The sequence below is a fragment of the Dactylosporangium sp. CS-047395 genome (assembly GCF_050942185.1).
GTDB lineage: Bacteria > Actinomycetota > Actinomycetes > Mycobacteriales > Micromonosporaceae > Dactylosporangium.
The window spans coordinates 5,081,924-5,103,167 of record NZ_CP192015.1 but is presented as its reverse complement, the minus strand read 5'-3'; the positions used below and the strand labels follow the sequence as shown (position 1 = coordinate 5,103,167).

Annotated in this window: 24 protein-coding genes; 11 read left to right on the top strand and 13 right to left on the bottom strand. The window is 73.1% G+C overall.

Translation table 11 applies throughout. The features are described from left to right. Window positions 1–295: 295 nt before the first annotated feature. The 7 genes from ACQP00_RS24050 to ACQP00_RS24020 form a co-directional block, all read right to left on the bottom strand. Complete coding sequence (locus ACQP00_RS24050) at window positions 296–790, bottom strand: ABC transporter permease (protein WP_433222649.1); 495 nt, start codon at window positions 788–790, stop codon at window positions 296–298. Window positions 791–1,163: 373 nt separating this feature from the next. After that, window positions 1,164–2,177, bottom strand: coding sequence for an aliphatic sulfonate ABC transporter substrate-binding protein (locus ACQP00_RS24045; protein WP_433222647.1), 1,014 nt, complete (start codon window positions 2,175–2,177; stop codon window positions 1,164–1,166). Beyond that, window positions 2,174–2,953 (bottom strand): ABC transporter ATP-binding protein, encoded by a 780-nt coding sequence (locus ACQP00_RS24040; RefSeq protein WP_433222645.1) that lies wholly within the window; start codon window positions 2,951–2,953, stop codon window positions 2,174–2,176. The genes ACQP00_RS24045 and ACQP00_RS24040 overlap by 4 nt, the downstream gene beginning before the upstream one ends. 33 nt (window positions 2,954–2,986) lie before the next feature. Next, a complete protein-coding gene (locus ACQP00_RS24035; protein WP_433222643.1) occupies window positions 2,987–4,126 on the bottom strand; it encodes a 6-phospho-beta-glucosidase in 1,140 nt (379 codons plus the stop codon). Then, window positions 4,123–5,121, bottom strand: a complete 999-nt coding sequence (locus ACQP00_RS24030) for a PfkB family carbohydrate kinase (RefSeq protein ID WP_433222642.1) — start codon at window positions 5,119–5,121, stop codon at window positions 4,123–4,125. Before ACQP00_RS24030 ends, ACQP00_RS24035 begins: the two co-directional genes overlap by 4 nt. A gap of 18 nt (window positions 5,122–5,139) precedes the next feature. Continuing rightward, entirely contained in the window at window positions 5,140–6,360 is a 1,221-nt protein-coding gene (locus ACQP00_RS24025) for an NAD(P)-binding domain-containing protein (RefSeq protein ID WP_433222640.1), read from the bottom strand. Then, window positions 6,353–6,901: an OsmC family protein gene (locus ACQP00_RS24020; RefSeq protein ID WP_433222638.1), complete on the bottom strand. Its 549-nt coding sequence runs from the start codon at window positions 6,899–6,901 to the stop codon at window positions 6,353–6,355. Before ACQP00_RS24020 ends, ACQP00_RS24025 begins: the two co-directional genes overlap by 8 nt. A gap of 65 nt (window positions 6,902–6,966) precedes the next feature. On the opposite strand from ACQP00_RS24020, the gene metX reads away from it, so the two are divergent. Genes metX through ACQP00_RS23990 form a run of 6 tightly spaced genes read left to right on the top strand, consistent with a single transcriptional unit; the run spans window position 6,967 to window position 12,537 of the window. After that, entirely contained in the window at window positions 6,967–8,151 is a 1,185-nt protein-coding gene (metX, locus tag ACQP00_RS24015) for a homoserine O-acetyltransferase MetX (protein WP_433222636.1), read from the top strand. Further along, window positions 8,148–9,461: an O-acetylhomoserine aminocarboxypropyltransferase/cysteine synthase family protein gene (locus ACQP00_RS24010; RefSeq protein WP_433222634.1), complete on the top strand. Its 1,314-nt coding sequence runs from the start codon at window positions 8,148–8,150 to the stop codon at window positions 9,459–9,461. Before metX ends, ACQP00_RS24010 begins: the two co-directional genes overlap by 4 nt. Beyond that, window positions 9,461–9,940 (top strand): CoA-binding protein, encoded by a 480-nt coding sequence (locus ACQP00_RS24005; RefSeq protein ID WP_433222632.1) that lies wholly within the window; start codon window positions 9,461–9,463, stop codon window positions 9,938–9,940. The genes ACQP00_RS24010 and ACQP00_RS24005 overlap by 1 nt, the downstream gene beginning before the upstream one ends. Further along, window positions 9,937–10,794 carry a PhzF family phenazine biosynthesis protein gene (locus ACQP00_RS24000; RefSeq protein ID WP_433222630.1) on the top strand — a complete coding sequence of 286 codons (858 nt, stop codon included), beginning with the start codon at window positions 9,937–9,939 and terminating at the stop codon, window positions 10,792–10,794. Before ACQP00_RS24005 ends, ACQP00_RS24000 begins: the two co-directional genes overlap by 4 nt. Beyond that, on the top strand, window positions 10,791–12,110 hold the full coding sequence (locus tag ACQP00_RS23995; RefSeq protein WP_433222628.1) for a DNA polymerase IV: 1,320 nt from the start codon (window positions 10,791–10,793) through the stop codon (window positions 12,108–12,110). Before ACQP00_RS24000 ends, ACQP00_RS23995 begins: the two co-directional genes overlap by 4 nt. A 10-nt stretch (window positions 12,111–12,120) precedes the next feature. Beyond that, window positions 12,121–12,537: an HIT family protein gene (locus tag ACQP00_RS23990; protein ID WP_433222626.1), complete on the top strand. Its 417-nt coding sequence runs from the start codon at window positions 12,121–12,123 to the stop codon at window positions 12,535–12,537. Between the two features lie 14 nt (window positions 12,538–12,551). Here the strand turns inward: ACQP00_RS23990 and ACQP00_RS23985 are convergent, their stop codons facing one another. Further along, window positions 12,552–13,394, bottom strand: a complete 843-nt coding sequence (locus ACQP00_RS23985) for a hypothetical protein (protein WP_433222624.1) — start codon at window positions 13,392–13,394, stop codon at window positions 12,552–12,554. Window positions 13,395–13,622: 228 nt separating this feature from the next. Between ACQP00_RS23985 and ACQP00_RS23980 the strand changes: the two genes are divergently transcribed. Beyond that, window positions 13,623–14,828, top strand: a complete 1,206-nt coding sequence (locus ACQP00_RS23980) for a hypothetical protein (protein ID WP_433222622.1) — start codon at window positions 13,623–13,625, stop codon at window positions 14,826–14,828. Between the two features lie 76 nt (window positions 14,829–14,904). Here the strand turns inward: ACQP00_RS23980 and ACQP00_RS23975 are convergent, their stop codons facing one another. Then, entirely contained in the window at window positions 14,905–15,177 is a 273-nt protein-coding gene (locus ACQP00_RS23975; protein WP_433222620.1) for a GlsB/YeaQ/YmgE family stress response membrane protein, read from the bottom strand. A gap of 145 nt (window positions 15,178–15,322) precedes the next feature. Here ACQP00_RS23975 and ACQP00_RS23970 point away from each other — a divergent pair, with 145 nt between their 5' ends. Next, complete coding sequence (locus tag ACQP00_RS23970) at window positions 15,323–16,477, top strand: LCP family protein (RefSeq protein ID WP_433222618.1); 1,155 nt, start codon at window positions 15,323–15,325, stop codon at window positions 16,475–16,477. Window positions 16,478–16,483: 6 nt separating this feature from the next. Here the strand turns inward: ACQP00_RS23970 and ACQP00_RS23965 are convergent, their stop codons facing one another. The 3 genes from ACQP00_RS23965 to ACQP00_RS23955 form a co-directional block, all read right to left on the bottom strand. Then, window positions 16,484–17,041: an SDR family NAD(P)-dependent oxidoreductase gene (locus tag ACQP00_RS23965; RefSeq protein WP_433222616.1), complete on the bottom strand. Its 558-nt coding sequence runs from the start codon at window positions 17,039–17,041 to the stop codon at window positions 16,484–16,486. 92 nt (window positions 17,042–17,133) lie between these two features. Next, window positions 17,134–17,814 carry a GOLPH3/VPS74 family protein gene (locus ACQP00_RS23960; protein WP_433222614.1) on the bottom strand — a complete coding sequence of 227 codons (681 nt, stop codon included), beginning with the start codon at window positions 17,812–17,814 and terminating at the stop codon, window positions 17,134–17,136. Window positions 17,815–17,856: 42 nt separating this feature from the next. Further along, complete coding sequence (locus ACQP00_RS23955; protein WP_433222612.1) at window positions 17,857–18,057, bottom strand: hypothetical protein; 201 nt, start codon at window positions 18,055–18,057, stop codon at window positions 17,857–17,859. A 48-nt stretch (window positions 18,058–18,105) separates the two neighbouring features. Between ACQP00_RS23955 and ACQP00_RS23950 the strand changes: the two genes are divergently transcribed. From ACQP00_RS23950 to ACQP00_RS23940, 3 genes are all read left to right on the top strand, one after another. Next, window positions 18,106–18,798, top strand: coding sequence for a type 1 glutamine amidotransferase domain-containing protein (locus tag ACQP00_RS23950; protein ID WP_433222610.1), 693 nt, complete (start codon window positions 18,106–18,108; stop codon window positions 18,796–18,798). 19 nt (window positions 18,799–18,817) lie between these two features. Next, window positions 18,818–19,360 (top strand): GNAT family N-acetyltransferase, encoded by a 543-nt coding sequence (locus ACQP00_RS23945; RefSeq protein WP_433222608.1) that lies wholly within the window; start codon window positions 18,818–18,820, stop codon window positions 19,358–19,360. 121 nt (window positions 19,361–19,481) lie between these two features. Beyond that, window positions 19,482–20,489 (top strand): serine hydrolase, encoded by a 1,008-nt coding sequence (locus ACQP00_RS23940; RefSeq protein WP_433222607.1) that lies wholly within the window; start codon window positions 19,482–19,484, stop codon window positions 20,487–20,489. On the opposite strand, the gene ACQP00_RS23935 is transcribed toward ACQP00_RS23940, so the two are convergent. Continuing rightward, a complete protein-coding gene (locus tag ACQP00_RS23935) occupies window positions 20,455–21,216 on the bottom strand; it encodes an SIMPL domain-containing protein (protein ID WP_433222605.1) in 762 nt (253 codons plus the stop codon). The two genes, ACQP00_RS23940 and ACQP00_RS23935, sit on opposite strands and share 35 nt — an antisense overlap. Window positions 21,217–21,244: the final 28 nt, after the last annotated feature.

Below are 21,244 nucleotides of genomic sequence, written 5' to 3'. Positions count from 1 at the left end.
GCCGACCGCCGGGCCGCCGGTCGCGCTCGGCCAGTCCGCCCGGCTGTTGAACACGGTCAGCGCCACCGTCTACGACTTCAAGCTGCCCAGCGTGACCGGCGGCCCGAACGCGGGACCGGCCGGCTACACCTGGGCCTCGGCCGACGTGCAGGTGTGCACGCTGGACTCGGCCAAGCAGAACGTGACCGTGGACTGGAAGACGTGGTCGCTGCACTACCCCGACAACTCGGTGGCCCCGGCGGCGGAGAAGAACGACGACGCCTTCCCGCGCCCGCAGTACCCGTTCACGTCCCGCTCACTGGCCAACGGCACCTGCGTGCGCGGCTGGATCACCTTCTCCGCCCCGGCCGCCACCCGCCCGGCCACCGTCGACTACACCCCGCACGGCGCGGTGCAGAGCTGGATCGTCCCGGCGGCCGCCGCCCCGTCCGCGTCCTAGGAGTTCGAGCAGGCCCAGCAGCGAGTCGGTCGCCTTGCCGATGAGCGCGAGCAGCAGGATGGCGAGGAGCATCACGTCGGTACGGCCGGTGTTCTGACTGTCGATCAGCAGGAACCCGAGTCCCATGGAGGACGCGATGAGCTCGGCCGCGACCAGGAACAGCCAGCTCTGGGCGAGGCCGAGCCGCAATCCGCTGAGCACGGCGGGCAGGGCCGCGGGGAACAGCACCGTCCCCAGCAGCGACAGGCCCGACCGGCCGTAGGCGCGGCCCACCTCGACCAGGTGCGCGTCGACGCGGGCGAGGGCGGCGGCGACCGTGGTGTACACCGGGAAGAACGCCCCGATCGCCACGAGCACGATCTTCGGCGTCTCGTCGATGCCCAGCCAGAGCAGCAGCAGCGGGACCAGGCCAGCGACGGCACCGCCCGCAGCGCCTGCACCGTCGGGCCGAGCAGGGCCTGGGCGACCCGGGACAGTCCGACCAGCCCGCCGAGCGCGATTCCGGCGGCCGAGCCGGCGGCGAAGCCGATGAGGACCCGCTGCAGGCTGATCGCGATGTGGTGGCCGAGCTCGCCGCGGCGCAGCAGCTGCCCGAACGCGGCGAGCACGTCGGCCGGCGGCGGCAGCTGGCTGGCCGAGAAGACCCCGCCGCTCGCCGCCGCCTGCCAGGCCGCGAGCAGCAGCACGGGCACCACCAGGCCCACGGACCAGAGGCCGGCGCGTCTCATTTCGTGCGGGCCTGCGCGTACTTGGGCTCGAAGAGCGAGTCGAGCGCCGTGCGGCCGTCGTCGGCGGTCTTGATGTTCCCGTCGGCGACGAGGACCGGCAGGATCGTCTCCAGCACGGTGCGCTGCGCGGCGCCGGGGACCGGGTCGACGTCCAGCGCGGTGCGCTCGGTGAGCACGAGCCGGGCCACCGCCGGGGAGACCTTGGACTCGCGGGCGAGCAGGTCGACGGCCTGGTCCGGGTTGGCCGCGATCCACGCCTTGGCCTTCTCGTAGGCGTTGACGACGAGCTGGGCGACGGCCGGGTACTTGGCCAGGAACGCCTCGCGGGCGTTGAGGGTGCCGTAGGAGTTGAACGCCTTGTTGCGGTAGATGAGCTTGGAGCCGCTGTCGACCTGGGTCTGCGCCATGATCGGGTCGAGGCCGGCCCAGGCGTCGACGTCGCCGCGCTCCAGGGCGGCCTTGCCGTCGGCGTGCTGCAGGTTGACCACCTCGACGTCCTTGCCGCTCAGCCCGGCCTCCTTGAGCGCCTGGAGCAGGAAGAAGTACGGGTCGGTGCCTTTGGTGGCCGCCACCTTCTTCCCTTTGAGCTGGGCGACGGTGCTGATCGGGGAGTTCTTGCCGACCACGATCGCGGCCCACTCCGGCTGGCTGTAGATGGAGACGACCTTGATCGGGGTGGCGTTGGCCCGGGCGAGCAGCGCAGCGGCGCCGGCGGTGGAGCCGAAGTCGATGGCCTCGGCGCGCAGCGACTCGTTGGCCTTGTTGCTGCCGGCCGAGAGCACCCAGGTGACCTTCGTGCCCTTGGCCGCCAGCTCGGTCTCCAGGAACTTCTGCTCGCGCAGGACCAGGCTGGCCGGGTTGTAGTAGGCGTAGTCGAGGCGCAGCTCGGCGGGCGCGTCCCCGCCCGAGGCGGCGGCCGGCGCGGCCGGAGTGCTGCTCTCCCCCTCCACGCAGCCGGTGGTGAGCAGCACGGCCGTGGCCGCGGCGAGGGCGAGGACTAGGCGCTTCATCGGGGATCCTCCGTGATCGGTGGTACGCCCAGGCGGGCGAGCAGGTCGGCGCGCAGGCCGGCGAGCGCGGCGGCGCCACGGTCGCGCGGGCGCTCGCCGGGGACGTCGAGGGTGTGCACGACGGTGGCACCGGGCCGGCCGGGTTCGGTGCCGAGCAGCACGATCCGGTCGGCGAGGCGCAGCGCCTCGTCGACGTCGTGGGTGACGAGCAGCACGGCGGTCCCGGTGCGCCGCTGGACCCCGTCCACGAGGTCCTGCATCCGCAGCCGGGTCAGCGCGTCCAGGGCGGCGAACGGCTCGTCGAGCAGCAGGACGTCCGGGTGCCGGGCGAGGGCCCGGGCCAGGGCGGTCCGCTGGGCCATCCCGCCGGAGACCTCGCGCGGCCGGTGCCGCGCGAACCCGGCCAGCCCGACCACGTCGAGCAGGCCGGCGACCTCGGCCCGGCCGCGCCCACGAGGAGTGCCCCGGGGCAGGCCGTAGGCGACGTTGCCGGCGACGGTCCGCCACGGCAGCAGCCGGGGCTCCTGGAACATCACGGCGCAGCGGGCCTCGATGCCGCGCACGGGCCGCCCGTCGACGGTGACGCTGCCCGCGGTCGCCCGGTCGAGGCCCGCGACGAGGCGCAGCAGCGTGGACTTGCCGCTGCCGGACGCGCCGAGCACGGCGACCACCCGCCCGGCCGAGAGGCGCAGGTCGATGTCGCGCAGCACCACATGCTCGCCCCACGTCCGGCCGATGCCGGTCAGCGCCACCGCCGCCGGGGAATCGACGATCATGGGCGCATATTACAGATAAACTCGGTAGGATTACTAGTGAAGGTAGCCGAGCTCCGGGAACGCGTGGCGGTAGGCGGCGAGCAGACGTCCGGCCACCGCGTCCGACGGAACGAGCGGGTGCTGGGCGAACGCCCGCAGCGCCGCTTCGGCCGAGCCGGTCGCGGCCGCCTCGAGGACCGCCCGCTCGCTCAGCTTCACGGCACCGGTCAGCGCGGCCTGTTCCAGGCTGAGCGGCGAGACGGGCCGGGGATGCGCGCCGGTCGGGTCCACGTCGCACGGCACCTCGACCACGGCGTCGTCCGGCAGGTGGGCGAGCGTGCCGGCGTTGCGCACGTCGAGGATCAGCCGCGCGGGTCCCTGGCCCAGCAGGGCGCGCATCAACGCCAGGGCGATGTCCTCGTACCCGCCGGCCGGTGCGCCGGGCACCGCCCCGAAGTAGGTGGCGTCCCGCTCGGCGCGCACGGCGTCCCAGGTGACCAGCGGGTCGGCGTGCGGGTCGGCCAGCCGGCGGTAGAACGCGGCCTGCTGCTCCCGCAGGAACTCACCGCGGGTCGGCCCGTCCGGCGCGGCGAACGGTTCCTCGTAGTAGTGCACGTACTCGTTCGCAACGACCTCGCCGCCGGCGCGCAGCCAGCCCAGGTGGTTGAGGCCCGCGTAGTCGGGGTCGGCGAGGCCGCGGACCAGGCCGGCCGGCGAGTCGCAGATGCCGATGACCCGCCCGCCGAGGTGCGCCGACATCGCCTCGGTGACCAGGCCGGCCGGGTTGGTGAAGTTCACCACCCAGGCGCCGGGGGCCAGCTCGGCGATCCGGCGCGCGAGCTCGGTCACGACGGGCACGGTCCGCAGCCCGTACGAGATCCCGCCGGCCCCGACGGTCTCCTGCCCGAGCACCCCCTCGCCGATCGCGATGCGCTCGTCGAGCACCCGCCCGGCCAGCCCGTGCACGCGAATCGCCGAGAACACCACGTCCGCGCCGCGCAGTGCGGTGTCGAGGTCGGTCGTCGCCGTGACCGGGGGCCCGCCGGGCCGCGCGGCGAGCACCCGCGCGATGGCCGCCAGCCGCCCGGCGTCGAGGTCGTGCAGCACGAGCGAGTCGATGAGCGGGTCGCCGAGAAGGGCGCGGTGGATGAGCGGCACGCGGAACCCGCCGCCACCGAGGATGACCAGTCTCATGCGGCTTCCGGCAGGCGGGTGATGGTGGCGGCGGCCCGCCGGGACCGCGGCGGCTCCCCAGCGCTGACCACCGCCGGGATGAGCTCGTCCAGGAAGCCGTAGCCGGGCGCCCCGCGCCAGGCCGCGATCTCGCTCCAGCCCGGGGCCGACAACGAGCCGCCGAAGTGCCGCACCGACAGGGCGGCGACCAGGTTCGCGAAGGCCAGCCGCTCCCCCAGCGGCCGTCCCCACAGCGTCGCGGCGATGAAGCCCGCCGTGAAGACATCGCCCGCACCGGTCGGATCCAAGGCCTCCACGTGTACCGCCGGTGCGCTCACGATCTCGCCGGTCGCCGCGTCGATCGCCAGCGCGCCCTCCGAGCCGCACGTCACCACCGCGACCGGCACCCGGTCGGCGAGCCGGTGCAGCGCCGCGCGCGGGCTGTCGGTGCGCGTGTAGTGCATCGCCTCGACCGCGTTGGGCAGGAACGCGTGACAGTCCTCGAGCGCATCCAGGGCGGCCGCCGGCCACACGGCGCTGTCGTCCCAGCCGACCCCGGCGAACAGCAGCGTGCCGGACCGGGCGGCCCGGCGCACCCACGGCAGCCGCTCGCCGGTCAGGCTCACCGACGCGGCGCGGGCCGCGGGCAGCTCGCCGACCAGGCCGTCCGGGCCGACGGGGGCCGGGTGGCCGTGCGTGATCATGCTCCGGTCCCGCTGGTACGCCAGCGAGACGGTCACCGGGGAGTGCCAGTCCTCGAAGCAACGCGACGGGCCGAGGTCGACGCCCTGCTCGCGCAGAACGCCGCGGCAGAACTCGCCGTACGGGTCGGTGCTGAACGCCGCGCCCAGCCCGGTGTCGAGCCCGAGCCTGGCGGCGGCCACGGCGAGGTTCGCGATGCCACCCGGCGAGGAGCCCATGCCGGGCGCCCAGGTCTCCTCGCCGGGGCGGGGCAGGCGCCGCAGCCCGGTGAAGACGATGTCGAGGAACACGTCACCGGAGACGAACAGGTCCATGCCCGCACAATATGCCGGTTATCCCGATCGGCCTAGTAGAGATCTGGTGAGATCCTCGACCACCTCACGGGCGTCGTCCTCGATGCCGTGGATGAACGTGGACTTGCGCCGGCGCAGGACGGGCAGGCCCAGCGCGTACAGGCCGGAGACCCCCTCAACCACGCCGCCGTCGTGGCGCAGCCGGCCCTTGGCGTCGAGCACGGGCACGTCCAGCCAGGAGTAGTCGGGCCGGAAGCCGGTCGCCCAGACCACCGTGCGGATCTCGCCGCTGGTCAGGTCGAGCTGCAGCCGGCTCTTGGCGGGCACGCGCGTCGGTTCGGGCCGCTCGTCGCTCCGGTCGCCGGCCCAGGCGTCGAAGGTTTCCAGCAGCCGCACCAGCTTCAGGTCGGCCAGGGCGAACAGGTTGCGCAGGCCGCCGGAGAACAGCGCCCGGCCGTCGCGCAGCCCGGCCCACCGCCCGACGAGCTCGACGCCCATCTCGGTGAGCGCGTTGAGGTCGAGCGTGCGCCGCTTCTCGTCGCCGATCAGCTGCGGCGAGGAGAGCTTGCGGGCCCGCTCCAGGTCGTCGATCTGGTCGTGGCGCTGGTCCCACACCCCGGCGGCGTCCATCCACCACAGCACGTCCTTGCCGCGGTACAGCCGGGGCATGCGCACGTGCTCGCCGACGGACAGCGTCACCTTGCGGCCCGAGCGGTGCAGTTCGGCGGCGAGTTGCACGCCGGTCGCGGAGGCGCCGACGACGAGGACGCCGCCCTCCGGCAGCTCGGCCGGCCCGCGGTACCGGTGCGGCGTGATCTGCGCGATCCCGTCGGGCACCCCGGCGGCGAGGGCCGGCACGACCGGCACGTTGCAGGCCCCACTGGCGATCACGACGCTGGCCGCATGGATCCCGCGGCCGGGCGTGTCCAGCGCGAACCCGTCGTCAACACGACGCAACGCCGTGACCGGCGAACCGGTCCGCACGGGCGCGGAGGCGGCGAAGCGCGAGATGAACGCGGCCACCTCGTCGCTGGTCATGTAGCCGTCCGGGTCCGGCCCGTCGTACGGCTGGCCGGGCAGCCGGGTCAGCCAGTTCGGGGTGAGCAGCCGCAGCGAGTCCCAGCGCTCACGCTTCCAGGAGTTCGCGACCTCGCCGCGCTCGAGCACGACGTGGTCGATCGAGCGTTCGCGCAGGAAGTGACTCGCCGCGAGGCCGGCGTGACCGGCCCCGATGACGACCGCGGAGTACCGCTCAGGCAACTTCGACCGTGACGTCGGTCGGGTTGGTGAGCGCGTCGAACACGGCGGAGCGCTTCTGCGACTGCGCGACGAGCGCCTCGATCTCCTGGCGGGAGGCGTCGGCGTCGATGTTGAAGGTCACCTTGATGCCCTCGTAGCCGTTGCGCACGTCGCTGTCGGCGCCGAGGATGCCGCGGATGTCGTGCTGGCCCTCGACCTGCGCCTCGACCGAGCGCAGCTGGATGCCGCGGTTCTGCGCGACGCTCGCCACCCCGGCGGTCAGGCAGCCGGCCAGGCCGACGAGCAGGTACTCGATCGGGGTGATGCCGTTGTCCTCGGCCGCGAACACGGCCGGGTGGTCGGACGGGAACGTCGAGACGGCCTTGTGGGTCTGCTCCTGGCCGAGGCCGAAGAACTTCTCGATCGTGGTGGTGCTGTGCACGCCGTTGTCCCAGCGGGAGGAGGCGCGCCAGGTGAACTGCGCGGCCTCAGGGGCGTCCTTGAGCGCCTGGCGCGCATCGAGCAGTGCCTGAACGTTGACACCGTTGTCGGCGGAAGTCATATCGTGTTCTCTCCTTCGCGCTGCCTATAATCCTGGTCCGATTACCTATAACACCCACTAGGGCGATGGACAATACACCTTCAGTCGAGACGCGGTACATCGACCTTCCGGCTCCCGTCCAGCTTGACTGCGGCCGCGAGCTGCACCCGGTCCGAGTCGCGTATGAGACATACGGCAACCTTGCTCCCGCACGGGACAACGTCATCCTCGTGTGCCACGCCCTGAGCGGCGACGCGCACGCGGCCGGCCTGTCGGCGAGCCCGTCCGCGGCCGGCACCCGCGACGGTTTCGCGGCCGAGGACCGCGACGGCGCCGCCGGGAAGGCTCTCGGATGGTGGGACGGCATGATCGGTCCCGGCAAGGCGTTCGACACCGACAAGTACTTCGTCGTGTGCACGAACCTGCTCGGCGGCTGCCGCGGCACCACCGGCCCGTCGTCGATCGACCCGGCCACCGGGCGCCCCTACGGCTCGGACTTCCCGGTCGTCACGGTGGCCGACATGGTCCGCACCGAGCGCGCGGTCCTGCGCGAACTGGGCATCGAGCGGCTGGCCGCGGTGGCCGGCGGTTCGCTCGGCGGCATGCAGGCCCTGCAGTGGGCCGTCTCGTACCCCGACGAGGTCGACGCGATCGTCGTGATCGCCAGCACGCACGCGCTGCACCCGCAGGGCGTGGCCTGGAACGCGATCGCCCGCGAGTCCATCATGGGTGACCCGGCGTGGCAGGGCGGTCACTACCACGGGACCGGCCGCGCGCCCGAGGCCGGGATGGGCGTCGCGCGGATGGTGGGGCACATCACCTACCTGTCCGGGCCCGCGCTGGAGGACCGTTTCGCGCGCCGGCTGCAGTTCGCCGACGACGTGCGGTACACGATCACCGAGCCGGAGTTCCAGGTCGAGAGCTACCTGCGGCACCAGGCGAACTCGTTCGTGCGCCGGTTCGACGCGAACACCTATCTCTACCTGTCCCGCGCGCTCACGTACTTCGACCTGGCCCGCCAGCACGGCGGGTCGCTGACGAAGGCCCTGTCGGCGGTACAGGCGAAGACCTTGCTCATCGCTTTCAGCTCCGACTGGCTCTATCCCCCGGCCGCGTCCCGCGACATCGAGGCGGCCCTGGCCGAGCTCGGCAAGGCGGTAGAGTTCCACCTGATCGAGGCGCCCTACGGCCACGACTGCTTCCTGCTGGAAGAGGCCCGGCAGACGCCCATCATCCGCCGGTTCCTCGGCGAGGAAGGCGACAGCGAGTGAGTGACAGTTTCCGCACCGAGCAGGACCGGGACTTCGGCTTCGAGACCCGGCAGCTGCACGCCGGGCAGCGGCCCGACCCCAACACCGGCGCGCGGGCGGTGCCGATCTTCCAGACGACGAGCTACGTCTTCGAGGACCCGGAGTCCGCGGCCGCGTACTTCAACCTGCAGGAGTACGGCAACACGTACTCGCGCATCATGAACCCGACGGTCGCCGTGCTCGAGGAGCGCATCGCCAACCTGGAGGGCGGGGTCGGCGCGGTCGCGTTCGCCAGCGGCATCGCGGCCCAGGCGGCGGCGCTGTTCACCCTGCTGCAGCCGGGCGACCACGTGGTGAGCTCCTCGGCGCTGTACGGCGGGACGGTCAACCAGCTCAAGCACCTCCTGCGCAAGATGACCGTCGAGCTGACCTGGGTCGACCCGGACGACGTCGACGCGTGGCGGGCCGCGGTCCAGCCGAACACCAAGGCGTTCTTCGCCGAGACGATCGGCAACCCGGCCGGCAACGTGCTCGACATCGCGGCCGTCGCGGCGGTCGCGCACGAGCACGGCGTGCCGCTCATCGTGGACAACACGTTCGCCACGCCGTACCTGTGCCGCCCGATGGAGTGGGGCGCGGACATCGTCGTGCACTCGGCGACCAAGTTCATCGGCGGGCACGGCACCAGCATCGGCGGCGTCGTCACCGAGGCGGGCACCTTCGACTGGTCCAACGGGCGCTTCCCGGTGATCGCCGACCCGTCGCCCGCCTACCACGGGCTGCAGTTCCACGAGACGTTCGGCACGTACGGGTACCTGATGAAGCTGCGCGCGGAGACGCTGCGCGACCTCGGCGCGGCCATGTCGCCGTTCAACGCCTTCCTGTTCCTGCAGGGCCTGGAGACGCTGTCGCTGCGCATGGAGCGGCACGTCAGCAACGCCCTCGCGGTCGCCGCGTTCCTGGAGGAGCACGAGCTCGCGTCCAACGTCACCCACCCCGGCCTGCCGGGCAGCCGGTACAAGGCGCTCGTCGAGCAGTACCTTCCGCGCGGGGCCGGCGCGGTGTTCTCCTTCGACTGCGCGGGCGGCCGCGAGGGCGGGCAGAACCTCATCCGCGGCGTCTCGCTCTGGTCGCACCTGGCCAACGTCGGCGACGCCAAGAGCCTGATCATCCACCCCGCGAGCACCACCCACCGGCAGCTCAGCGACGCCGAACTGGCCGCGTCCGGGGTCGGGCCCGGCACGGTGCGGCTCTCGGTGGGCACCGAGTCGGTCGAGGACCTGCTGTGGGACCTCGAGCAGGGCTTCACCAACGTCTCCAAGGCGGCCTGATGGACCTCTTGCACTACCAGAACACCGAGACCATTCAGCGTGTACTGCATACAACGCGCACCATCGCGATCGTCGGACTGTCCGCGAACGAACTGCGCGCGTCGTACTTCGTCGGCTACTACCTGAAGCGGCACGGGTACACGGTGATCCCGGTCAATCCGCGCGAGCGGCAGATCCTCGGCGAGACGTCGTACCCGTCCCTGGCCGACGTGCCGGTGCCGATCGACGTGGTGAACGTCTTCCGCGCCCCGGCCGCGCTGCCCGGCATCGCCCGGGAGGCGGTCGCGGCCGGCGCGAAGGCCCTCTGGTGCCAGTTCGGCGTCATCAACGAGGAGGGCGCGAAGATCGCCGAGGACGCCGGCCTCGACGTCGTCGTGGACCGCTGCCTGAAGATCGAGCACGCGCGGTACGTCGGGCGCATGCACTGGCTCGGCTTCAACACCCAGCGGATCACCTCCGTGCGTACCGGGCTGCAGTGACCGCCTTCGCGTACGTCGACGTGTTCGCGTCCGCCCCGCTCACCGGCGCGCCGCTCACCCTCGTGCCCGACGCGGACGGGCTCAGCGACGCGCAGCTGCGCGCGATCGCGCGCGAGTTCAACCAGTCGGAGACCACGTTCGTCGTGACGCCGACCCGCCCGGGGGCCACCCGGCGACTCCGCTCGTTCACCCCGACGGGCGAGGAGGTCTTCGGCGCCGGCCACAACGCGCTCGGGGCCTGGCTGTGGCTGGCCGACACGCTGCTGTCGGGCGACTCCGACACGTTCCACCAGGAGATCGGCGCCGACGTCCTGCCGGTGTACGCCACCCGCGCCGCCGACGGCCGCATCTCCATCGCCATGGAGCAGTCCCCGCCGTTCTTCGGCGCGGCGGCCGAGGACCGGGCCGAACTCGCGGCCGCCCTCGGGCTGGACGAGTCGTCGCTCGTGGCCGGCCGCGACGCACGGGTGGTGTCCACCGGCGCCGGGCACCTGCTCGTGCCGGTCGGGTCGCGCGCCGACGTCGACCGCGTCGCCGTGCACGCCGACCGGCTCGTGGCCGTGCTGCGGGGCTGCGGCGGCGAGGGCTGCTACGTGTACACGCTGGAGGGCGGCGCCTATGCGCGGTTCTTCAACCCGGCGATGGGCATTCCCGAGGACCCCGCCACCGGTACGGCCGCCGGCCCGCTCGCCGCGCTGCTCGTGTCGGACGGGCTGGCCGAGTCGCCGGTCGTGATCGAGCAGGGCCACGCGATGGGGCGGCCGAGCCGGATCACGGTGACCGTCACCGGCTCCCGGGTCGTCGTGGAGGGCTCGGGCGTGGTCTCGGCGACGGGGACGCTGCACCTGTCTTGACCCCGACCTCGCCCCGGACGATCATGCACCTCGACCTCGATGCCGCCTTCGCCAGCATCGAGCAGCGGGACAAGCCGTCGCTGCGCGGCCGGCCCGTCGTCGTGGGCGGGATCGCCGGGCGCGGGGTGGTGTCGACGGCGTCGTACGAGGCCCGTGCGTTCGGGGTGCGCTCAGCCATGCCGATGGCCGAGGCCCGGCGCCGGTTGCCGGCGGGAGCGGCGTATCTGGTGCCGCGCTTCGAGGCGTACCGGCGCACCAGCCAGGTCGTGATGGAGCTGCTGCGCGAGGTGTCACCCCTGGTCGAGCAGGTCTCGATCGACGAGGCGTTCGTCGACCTCGCCGCCGGCGGCCACGACTGCGCCGGGCCGGCCGTGACCGCGCTCGCCCGCGACATCAAGGCCCGCATCGCCACCGCCACCGGCGGGGTGACCGGCTCCGTCGGCGTCGGGTCGTCGAAGCTGGTCGCGAAGATCGCCTCCGACCTCGACAAGCCGGACGGCCTGACGGTCGTCGGGCCGGGCGACGAGCTGACGGTGCTGCACCCGCTGCCGGTGACCAAACTGTGGGGCGTCGGCCCGGCCACCGCCGAACGGCTGCGCCAGGCCGGGGTGCGCACCATCGGCGACCTGGCCGCGCGGGAGCTGATCGACCTCGTCGCGTGGTTCGGCCAGGCGCACGGCAACGGGCTGTTCCGCCTCGCCCGCGCCGACGACGACCGGCCCGTCGTCCCGGAACGCGACACGAAGTCCGTCTCGGCCGAGGAGACCTTCGGCACCGACGTGGCCGACCGCGCCGCCCTCGGCCGGGAGCTCGACCAGCTCGCCGACCGGGTGGCGAAGCGGCTGCGGGGGGCGGGGCTGTCCGGGCGTACCGTGACGGTGAAGGCGCGGTACTTCGACTTCACCACCATCACCCGCTCCGCCACCCGCGACCAGCCGACCGACGAGCCGGCCACGATCCTCGACGCGGCCCGGCGCCTGCTCGCGGACATCGACGTGACGAGCGGCCTGCGCCTGCTGGGCGTGGGCGTGTCCGCCCTGACCGAGTTCGCCCAGGACGGCCTGTTCGCCATCGACACGTCCCCGGCGGCGTTCGTCGCCGACGACGTCCCCGAGCAGGCCCCGGCGCCCGACCTCGAGTGGCGCACCGGCCAGGACGTCCGCCACGACGAGCACGGCGCCGGCTGGGTGTGGGGCGCCGGGCTGGGCCGGGTGACCGTACGCTTCGAGGGCCCCCGCACCCCGCCCGGCCCGGTGCGCACGTTCCGGGCCGACGATCCGTTGATCCACCGCGCCGACCCCCCGGCGTGGCGATAGCTTGGTCGCCATGACCGACTGCCTGTTCTGCGGAATCGTGGCCGGCACCGTGGAGTCCAGCACCGTGTACGCCGACGACGCGATCGTCGCCTTTCTGGACCTCCAGCCCGTGACCCCCGGCCACCTCCTCGTGGTACCTCGCAGCCACGCGGCCGGCCTGTCGGACCTCGCACCGGACCTCGGCGCGCAGCTGTGGACGGTGGCCCAGCGCCTCGCCGGTGCCCTGCGCAGGTCGTCGTTGCGCTGCGAGGGGATCAACCTGTTCCTCGCCGACGGGGAGGCGGCGTTCCAGGAGGTCTTCCACGTCCATCTGCATGTCTTTCCGCGCTTTCCCGGCGACGGCTTCACGATCGACGCCGACTGGCGGGTCCGGCCGCGTGCGGAGCTGGATGAGACGGCCGCGGCCATCCGCGCGGGGCTTGCGTGACGGGCCTCGCGGTGTCAGTGGGGTGACTCGGGCCGCAGGTAGATGTGCCGGGCGGTCGGCACGAAGTCCTGGATGTGGGCGCGGGCGCGGTGCAGGGTGGCGGGCACGTCGGCGCCGGCGGGGAGGCCGACCCGGGCGGTGACCATGAGCTCGTCGTGGGCGAGGTGCACGACGGTGAGCTGGGCGACCGAGCGGATGTCCGCCGCCAGCAGGGCCAGCTCGATGCCGTCGGTGTCGACCGGGCGGGCCGGGGCCAGGGTGGCCAGGCCGACCAGCCTGGCCGCCAGGAGGAGGTCCACGGCGGCGATGGCGGCGGCGACGGTACCGGCGGCGACGGTGTCCAGCAGCCGCGTGTGGCTCAGGTGGCAGGCGGTCGCCCCGGCCAGCACGGCGAAGGTCGCCGCCGGCGCGGCCAGATGGAGGGCGACGGCCAGGGACGCCGCGATGCGCGGGTTGAGCCGCAGGTAGGCCCGCCACGACGCGCCGCCGCGGTCGCGGTTCGCGGCGCGCAGGACGACCCCCGCTGCCACGAGCTGCGCGGCGCAGGCGGTGGCCAGGCCGAGGCGGGCGGCGCTGGACGGGCCGACGCACGGGATCGGGCCCTCGGGGGTGACGGCGGCCCACACCACGTACAGGGCCGCGAGCGAGGACAGGGCCACGCTCGCCGCCAGCGGCAGGAGCATCCGGTCGCGGCGCGGGGCGGTGCCGGACAGCTGGGTGAGGACGCCGGCCAGGGCCAGGGCGGCGACCGCGACGATCATCGTGGCGGCGGTGGCCGCGTAGGCGGCGGCGAGGAGCGCGACGGCGGCCAGCCCGCAGCCGACGGCGACGCGGCGACCGGACGCTGTCATCCCCACGCCGCCATATTGACCGATCCGAGCCATCCGGCCAACCGGCCTGGGTGAGGCGGCCGATCGGCGCAGTCGCCTCGCGGGGGATACAACGACGGCCGGGCGGGCGCGTTGCGCCATCGGCGGGGTGGCCATGCCATCGGGCTACCCCGATTGGTCGAACTTGCGCCGGGCGTACGCCGGTCGATGCGGTCCGGGTGTCTTGAACCGGTTGCGACCTATACGGTCGCCGTCATGCCCTTGGCCCGATTAGTCCGGAACATCGCCCCTCGCTGGCGTCGCCTGCCCGTGCTCGCGGGCGCGCTCGCCGTCCTCGCCGCCGTCCCCGCGGTGGCGTCCGTCTCGTCCGATCCGCTGCCGGCGCCCTCGTTCGACGGGCCGGTCTACGCGGTGGCCTACCGCGACAGCACGGTCTTCGTCGGCGGCGCCTTCACCGCCGCGGTCGTCGACGGGCACCGGGTGCCCCGCCAGCGGCTCGCCGCCTTCGACGCGCGGACCGGCAAGCTGCTCCCCTGGGCGCCGAGCGCCAACGCGACCGTGCGGGCGCTCGCCGTGGCCGACCGCACCGTCTTCGCCGCGGGCGACTTCGGCACCGTCGGCGGCGCGGCCCGGCCGCGCCTCGCGGCGGTCGACGCCGAGAGCGGGGCCGTGACCGCGTTCCAGCACAAGATCTCCGGCCAGCCGGCAACGATCGCGACCGGGCACGGCCGGCTGTACGTCGGGGGGCACTTCTCCGGCGTCGACGGGGTCACCCGCAACAACCTGGCCGCGTTCACGCTCACCGACGGGCGGCTCGACACCGGGTGGGCGGCCGGCGCCGACGACGCCGTGGCCGGGATCGCGGTGACGGCGACCCGGGTGTACGCCGGCGGCGGCTTCCACCGGATCAACGGGACCGGCATCCTGCGCCTGGCCGCGCTCGATCCGGCCACCGGCGCGCTGGATCGCGGGTTCCGGCCCAACCCGCCGGCCGAGGTGCTCGCCGTCGCCGCGGCCGACGCCCCGGCGGCCGCGCCCTCCCCCACCGTGCCCGGAGCGGAGGCCGGCGGCGCGTTGATCGCGGTGGCGATGGGCGGGCAGGGCGGTCGGGCCGCCGCGTACGGTACCAATGGAGGAAACCGCTGGCAGCGGGTCTTCGACGGGGACGTCCAGGCGGTGACCGTGCTGGACGGCATCACCTATCTCGGCGGCCATTTCGACGCGGCCTGCACCACGGCGCGCAACGGGGCGCACGGGATCTGCCGGGACGGGGCGGCCAAGCGGGTCAAGCTCGCGGCCGTCAGCTCGGGCGGGAAGCTCACGACCTGGGCACCGCAGGCCAACGGCATCGTCGGGGTGCGGGCGCTCGCCGCCAGCGCGCTCACCGGCACCGTCACGGCCGGCGGGGAGTTCACGACGGTCGGCGGGATCGTGCAGAAGCGCGTCGCGGTCTTCGGCTAGCCACACACACGAAGACGGTGCGGCGGCGGAGCCGAAGCTCCGCCGCCGCACCGGACTGTCACCGCAAAGCGACGAGTCAGCGGACGCCGCGCCGGCCATAGAAGCCGGCCACCGCCCACACGCCCAGCGCCGCGAGGACGACCTGGATGACGATCTCCAGCCAGTCCACGCCGTTCGTGTCCGCCCAGCCGGCGCCCCGCGCGATGGCGGTGCCGATCAGGGCGGCGATGATGCCGATGACGATGGTGAGCCAGATCGGGATGTTCTGCTTGCCGGGCACGACCAGGCGCCCCAGCGCGCCGATGATCAAGCCGACGACCAGTGCGGAGATGATGCCGCCGACGGTCATGTCACGCCTCCATGTTCCGGGGTTGTTCTCGTCAACGTGGATGCCCCACTGCCGCGAAAACCAAACCAGAGTCGATGGGGGCCCCGGCGTGTTGATGATCTCGTTAGAGTAGGGATTCAGCCTGCCGTGAACGAGGAGTTCGCCCGTGAGCAAGAGCCTGCCCGGACGCGATCCGCGGTGGGCGCGCCTGCTCATCGCCGGCGGCGTCGCGCTCACCCTCCTCGCCGCCGTCGCGTTGATCAGCAAGCAGGTGCTGTTCTCGTACGCCACCCGCAGCGTCGCCCAGCAGAACCTCCTCGGCGACAGCGGGCGGCAGGCTCAGCAGAAGGGCCACGTCGACATCACCGGGGCCAAGAACATCCTGCTCATCGGCATCGACGCCCGGCCCAACCAGGACCCCAACGAGCTGGTCCGGGCCGACTCGATCATCATCCTGCACATCCCGGCGTCGCACGATCAGGCCTACCTGGTGTCGATCCCGCGGGACACGTGGGTGAAGATCCCGGAGTACGACAACGGGGCCAAGGTCTACGAGGGCGGGCACGACAAGATCAACGGCGCCTACGCCTGGGGCGGCAACGGGCTCACCGGGGCCAACCAGCGCGCCCACGCGGTCGAGCTGCTCGCGCTGACCATCAAGACGCTGTGGGGCATCACCTTCGACGGCGCCGCGATCGTCGACTTCACCGGCTTCCAGCAGGTCGTCGAGGTCCTGGGCGGGGTGGACATGTACGTCGACGAGGAGACCACGTCGATCCACATCGGCCACGATGCCAAGGGCGACTATGCGGTGCCGTTCCGGCAGTACACCCGAAGCGACGGAGGACAGGGGCTCTCACCGGTGCCGGGCGTGACCCCCGAGGTCTACCACGTCGGCTATCAGCACCTCGAGCCGTGGCAGGCGCTCGACTTCGTCCGCCAGCGCGAGCTGCTGCCCAACAGCGACTACGACCGGCAGCGCCACCAGCAGCAGTTCCTCAAGGCGCTGTTCAAGAAGATGCTCAGCCGCGACGTGCTCACCGACCCCGGCAAGCTCAACTCGGTCCTGCAGGTCGTCGGCAAGGCGATGACCATCGACAGCGGCGGCCTCGACCTGGCCGACTGGGTGTACGCCATGAAGGGCATCAGCGGCGACGACCTGCTCACGATCAAGACCAACAACGGGACGTTCCACAACGATCCGGACGTGGCCAACGCCGAGCTGCTCGACCAGACGACGCTGGACCTGCTGGAGGCGATCCGCACCGAGCAGGTCCAGACGTTCGTCGCCGGTCACCTGGACCTGGTCGCCCCGAGCTGAGCCGCGTCACCAGGGCAGGTCGGGGCCGTCCAGCGAGACGAACCGCGGCGAGGTCCGATCCGGGCTGTCCAGGAGCCGCACGAGCCGGGCCGCGGCGGCTCCGGGCGGGGTGCTCGCGCCGGCCGCGCCCATCGCCGTCGTCAGACTTCCCGGGTGTACGGCCCAGCAGCGCACCCGCCCCGCCAGTTCCTGCGCCAGCGCGATGGTGAGCATGTTCTGGGCGGCCTTGGCGATCCGGTAGGCGTAACTGGTCGTCCGCCCCCGGAACTCCCCCGCCGCCTGGGCGCCGAGCGACCCGAGCCGCGACGACACGTTGACGATCAGTGGCGCCGGGGCGGCGAGGAGGTTCGGCAGCAGCGCCTGCGCGAGCCGCAGCGGCCCGGCCACGTTCACGTCGACGGCGTGCAGCACGGAGTCGGGGTCGACCTCGGCCAGGGGCCGCCCGGGCGCACCGACCCCGGCGTTGTTGACCAGCGCGTCGACCGGCCGCCCGGCGACGGCCGCGAGCAGCTCGGGCCCGACCGGGTCGCGCACGTCCTGGATCACCCCGGGCCCGGTGCGCACGCACGGCACGACGTCCCAGCCCGCTTCGGTGAGCGCGTCGACCAGGGCGGCGCCGAGCCCGCGGCCCGCCCCGGTGACGACCGCGAGCCGGCTCAGGTGCTCGTCACGGTCGTCGCGGCGGTGGTGGCCGCGGTCACGGCGGCCATGGTGGCGATCAGCGCCTGGATGCGGGCGATCGCCTGGCGGACCGCCTCGGCCGCCCAGTTGCCGGCCGCGATCTCGTCCAGGCGGGCCTTGAGCTCCTTGGCCGGGCGGTCCGGGAACACCTTGCGGGCCAGCCCGACCGCCTGCAGCAGCCCGAGCAGCGCGGCGGTGCGGGCGGACACCGGGCCGGCGCCGTCCAGGGCCGCGGCCAGCTCGCGCCGCACCTCGGTCTCGGCGGCGGGTTCGGCCCCGGTCGCCGACGCGTACCGGGTGCGCGGGAACACCCACAGCACCCGATCCTGGTCGCGGCGCAGCACGCCGGCGGCCACCTGGCGGTCGAGCAGCTCGGCGCGCAGGCCGTCGGTGAGCGGCTGGATCCAGTCGTCGGGCTTGCGCGGCTTGCCGGCCCCGGCGATGCGGGTCAGCGCCCCGTCGGTCACCGGGTCGCCGGTCGGAGCCGGGTCGGTCACCGTGACCCGCTGCTCGGCCAGGTCGAGGCGGCCGGCGAGCATCAGGTCGAGCAGCACGGCGCCCGCCAGGCCGTAGTCGAGGCCGGGGTCGCCGGCCAGGTTGTTGCCCTTGTCGTCCAGGGCGAGCAGCAGGAAGTCGTCCGCCAGGCCGTTGCGCATGATCCCACGGTAGGGCCGGGCGGACGACTCCGCACGCCGGTGCTACTCCGGGCGGGTCTCGCCGGCGTCGTGGTACTCCTTGTCCGTCTTCACCACCGTGCCCGGGTGCCCCGGCGTCGCCCCGGGCACCGTGACCGGCGCGCCCACGGCCAGGAACGCCAACGCGAACAGGACCGCCAGCACCTTCTTCTGCATTCCGTCCCCCATCTCGACATAGGCGCGGGTGACTGTACCGGCTGTCACCCGCGAAGGACCATGCGCCGGTGCGGTCCCGGGGCGGACCCTTGCGGCATGGCCAAGATCCTGTTCGTGCTGACCGGAGCCAGTTACTGGACGCTCAAGGACGGCACCCGCCACCCGACCGGCTACTGGGCGGAGGAGTTCGCCGCGCCGTACTCCGCGCTGTCCGAGGCCGGCCACGAGATCACCGTCGCCACCCCGGGCGGCGTCGTCCCGCACGTCGACTCCATGAGCCTGCGCCCCGCCATGGCGGGCAGCGAGGAGATCGCCCTGCGCCAGGAGGGTGTGATCCGCGCCGCCGAGGAGCTGCGCCGCCCGATCCAGCTCGCCGAGGCCCGCCTGGAGGACTACGACGCCGTGTACTACCCGGGCGGCCACGGCCCGATGCAGGACCTGTGGGAGGACCCCGACTCCGGCCGCCTGCTCACCGCCGCCCTGGCCTCGGGCAAGCCGCTCGCGATCGTGTGCCACGCGCCGGCCGCGATGCTCGCCACCCGCGACCATGGGATCTCGCCCTTCAAGGGGTACCGCGTGACGGCCTACACCAACGATGAGGAGGACGCCGTCGGCCTGGCCCGCAAGGCCCGCTGGCTGCTCGAGGACGCCCTGAAGGAGCTCGGCGTCGAGTTCAGCCGCGGCGAGGTGTGGAAGCCCTACACGGTGGTGGACCGCAACCTCTACACCGGCCAGAACCCGGCCTCGGCCGGCCCGCTCGCCCAGGAATTGCTGAAGGTCCTGAACTGACGAGCCGTATGGTGGGTCGGTGCCGGAGCTGGTTCTGCCCACCGCCGATGTCCATCAGTCGTTCCTGGCCGCCATGGCCGAGTTTCGCGCCGAGGGGCGTGGCGGGCAGGACGACGGCAGCATGATCGCCTGGGAGATGCAGGACTACGGCGGAAGTTGGGGGACGGCGGCCGGGTTCGCGGCGTACGTCAGCGATCTGCGCGCGCAGGCCGTGGAGGACTCGCCCCGCAAGGAGGGGCTCGTGCCGTCGACGACGCTGTGGTTCGTCGAGGGCGCGGAGTACCTCGGGCGGCTCGCGATCCGCCACCGGCTCACCCCGTACCTGCTGGAGGAGGGCGGGCACATCGGCTACGACGTGCGGCCGTCGGCCCGGCGGCGCGGCTACGCCACCGCCATGCTGCGGGCCGCCCTGCCGCTGGCGCGCGGGCTCGGGATCGAGTCGGCCCTCCTGACGTGTGATGTCACCAATGACGCCTCGCGCCGGGTGATCGAGGCGAACGGCGGCGTGCTGGAGGACCGGCGCGCGGACAAGTTCCGGTTCTGGGTACCGACGAAGTCCTGAAGGTTGCATCGATCCACTGTCGGATTTGTCAACTTGAATGCGAGTTGCGCACCGCCTAGCCTCCCCTGCATGGCTTGCCCGGATTCGCCGGGCTTGCCCCGCTGCACGGGGAGGACACACCATGGGTATGAGTCGTCGCGCCGCACTCGCGGCCGGGACCGGGGCCGCCGCCGCGCTGGTCGCCGGCGGAACCGCAGCCGCCGCGGCCGGGCCGGACGACCTGGCGAAGCTGCCGCCGAACGAGAAGATCCGCCGGGTGTACGCCCGGCAGAAGGCCAAGGCCGGCGGCACCTGGTACTCCCACGTCACCCGCGTCGGCGCGGGCGGCACGTTCGAGAACGTCGTCGAGGACGACGCCGACCACGTGGTCAACGGGTACAGCGTCCAGAAGCTCGCCGTCGCCACCGCCGTCATGGACAAGATCGACCGCGGCCAGCTCCAGCTCGGGCAGAAGCTCGACCTGCAGGCCGACATCATCCTGGGCGGCAGCGGCATCTACTTCCTGCACACCGTCTGGGGCGACGACATCACGGTCGCCAACTTCCTCACCGCGATGCTGCTCGTCTCGGACAACACCGCGGTGCGCATGTGCGGCCGCGTCGTCCCCGCGCTGGAGATCAACGACATCCTCGCGGCCAAGGGGTTCGTGCACACCCGCGTCGAGCCGGTCGCCAACCCGAACCGCTTCTTCCTCGGCACCACGACCCCGCACGAGATCACGAACCTGCTGACCCGCCTGGCCGGCGGCACGCTGCTGTCGCCGAGCTCGTGCACGTTCCTGCTGGGCATCCTGCGCTGGATCAACGGCTACCACGACGGCATCCGGCGCAACATGTCCTCGGAGGAGCGCAGCCGGATCGCCACGAAGTACGGCGCCGACTTCAACACCCTGGGCGCGGCCCGGCACGAGGCCGGCATCATGTTCGGCGCCGACGGCGCACCGGCGCTCGTCTACGGCTTCTTCGCCGAGGGCCTGGCCGACCTCGACAACTACGGCGCCACCCACCCGGCGGTCGAGGCGCACTCGGTGCTGGGCCGCACCCTGTTCGACTCGATCGCCGGCACCACGGCGCCGGGTGCCCGCCTCAAGACGGTCATCCCGAAGTTCCAGCCGAACCACGGAGGCTGACCGCCGTCGGCAGCGGCTGCAGGGTCCACTCCACGGTGACGGTGACGGTCAGCCGCTGCCGGCCCGGCTCGATCGGGATCGGCGCGTCCATCCCCGACCGGTAGTCCGGGCCGCCCGCGGGGACCGGGACCAGGTCGCCGACCGGCACCTCGCGCACCGAGACGAGCGGGCCGAGCTGTCCGCCTGCCGCGCGGGCGTACAGCTCGGCCTTGGCCCGGGCGTCGGCGAAGGCCTTCCCGCGCGCCTCGGCGAGCAGGGCGGTGTCGTCCTCGATCGCGTACCAGACGCCGTTGAGCCGGGCCGCTTCGCCGCCGGCCGCGACGGCCGCCGACAGGATCGCCCCGGCCTTCGGCAGGTCCCGGATGGTCGCGGAGACGCCCTGCGTGACCGTGTAGCCGGTGACCGTGCCGTGGTCGTCGCGTTGCGCGGCGACGCTGACGTTCGAGGTCTGCAGGTCGGCCTCGGCCAGCCCGGCGTGCAGGAGCGCGTCGCGCATCCGGGTGGCCGCCGCGGTCGCCAGGCTCATCGCCTTGTCCACTGTGGACTCGTTGGTCTCGGCCGCGAGGTCGGCGGTGAGCGTGTCGGGCCGGCCGGAGACCTCGCCCGTCCCGGTGACGACGATGCTGCCGTCGAACGGGATCTCCGCGGCGGCGGCCGGACGGAGCCCGGGCAGCGCGGACGAGAGCACAACGAGAGCCGCCAGCGCGACGGCACGTGATCGGAACATGATGCACCTTCGGAGTCGTGTTCCTCCT

Bases quoted from the DNA above. Each gene is read 5' to 3' on its own strand.
- ACQP00_RS24020 (WP_433222638.1), bottom strand. From the start codon at position 6,901: ATGACTTCCGCCGACAACGGTGTCAACGTTCAGGCACTGCTCGATGCG.
- ACQP00_RS23950 (WP_433222610.1), top strand. From the start codon at position 18,106: ATGGCCAAGATCCTGTTCGTGCTGACCGGAGCCAGTTACTGGACGCTC.
- metX (WP_433222636.1), top strand. From the start codon at position 6,967: ATGGACAATACACCTTCAGTCGAGACGCGGTACATCGACCTTCCGGCT.
- ACQP00_RS24030 (WP_433222642.1), bottom strand. From the start codon at position 5,121: ATGGACCTGTTCGTCTCCGGTGACGTGTTCCTCGACATCGTCTTCACC.
- ACQP00_RS24035 (WP_433222643.1), bottom strand. From the start codon at position 4,126: ATGAGACTGGTCATCCTCGGTGGCGGCGGGTTCCGCGTGCCGCTCATC.
- ACQP00_RS23990 (WP_433222626.1), top strand. From the start codon at position 12,121: ATGACCGACTGCCTGTTCTGCGGAATCGTGGCCGGCACCGTGGAGTCC.
- ACQP00_RS23980 (WP_433222622.1), top strand. From the start codon at position 13,623: ATGCCCTTGGCCCGATTAGTCCGGAACATCGCCCCTCGCTGGCGTCGC.
- ACQP00_RS23935 (WP_433222605.1), bottom strand. From the start codon at position 21,216: ATGTTCCGATCACGTGCCGTCGCGCTGGCGGCTCTCGTTGTGCTCTCG.
- ACQP00_RS23940 (WP_433222607.1), top strand. From the start codon at position 19,482: ATGGGTATGAGTCGTCGCGCCGCACTCGCGGCCGGGACCGGGGCCGCC.
- ACQP00_RS24005 (WP_433222632.1), top strand. From the start codon at position 9,461: ATGGACCTCTTGCACTACCAGAACACCGAGACCATTCAGCGTGTACTG.
- ACQP00_RS24040 (WP_433222645.1), bottom strand. From the start codon at position 2,953: ATGATCGTCGATTCCCCGGCGGCGGTGGCGCTGACCGGCATCGGCCGG.
- ACQP00_RS23975 (WP_433222620.1), bottom strand. From the start codon at position 15,177: ATGACCGTCGGCGGCATCATCTCCGCACTGGTCGTCGGCTTGATCATC.
- ACQP00_RS23960 (WP_433222614.1), bottom strand. From the start codon at position 17,814: ATGCGCAACGGCCTGGCGGACGACTTCCTGCTGCTCGCCCTGGACGAC.
- ACQP00_RS24045 (WP_433222647.1), bottom strand. From the start codon at position 2,177: ATGAAGCGCCTAGTCCTCGCCCTCGCCGCGGCCACGGCCGTGCTGCTC.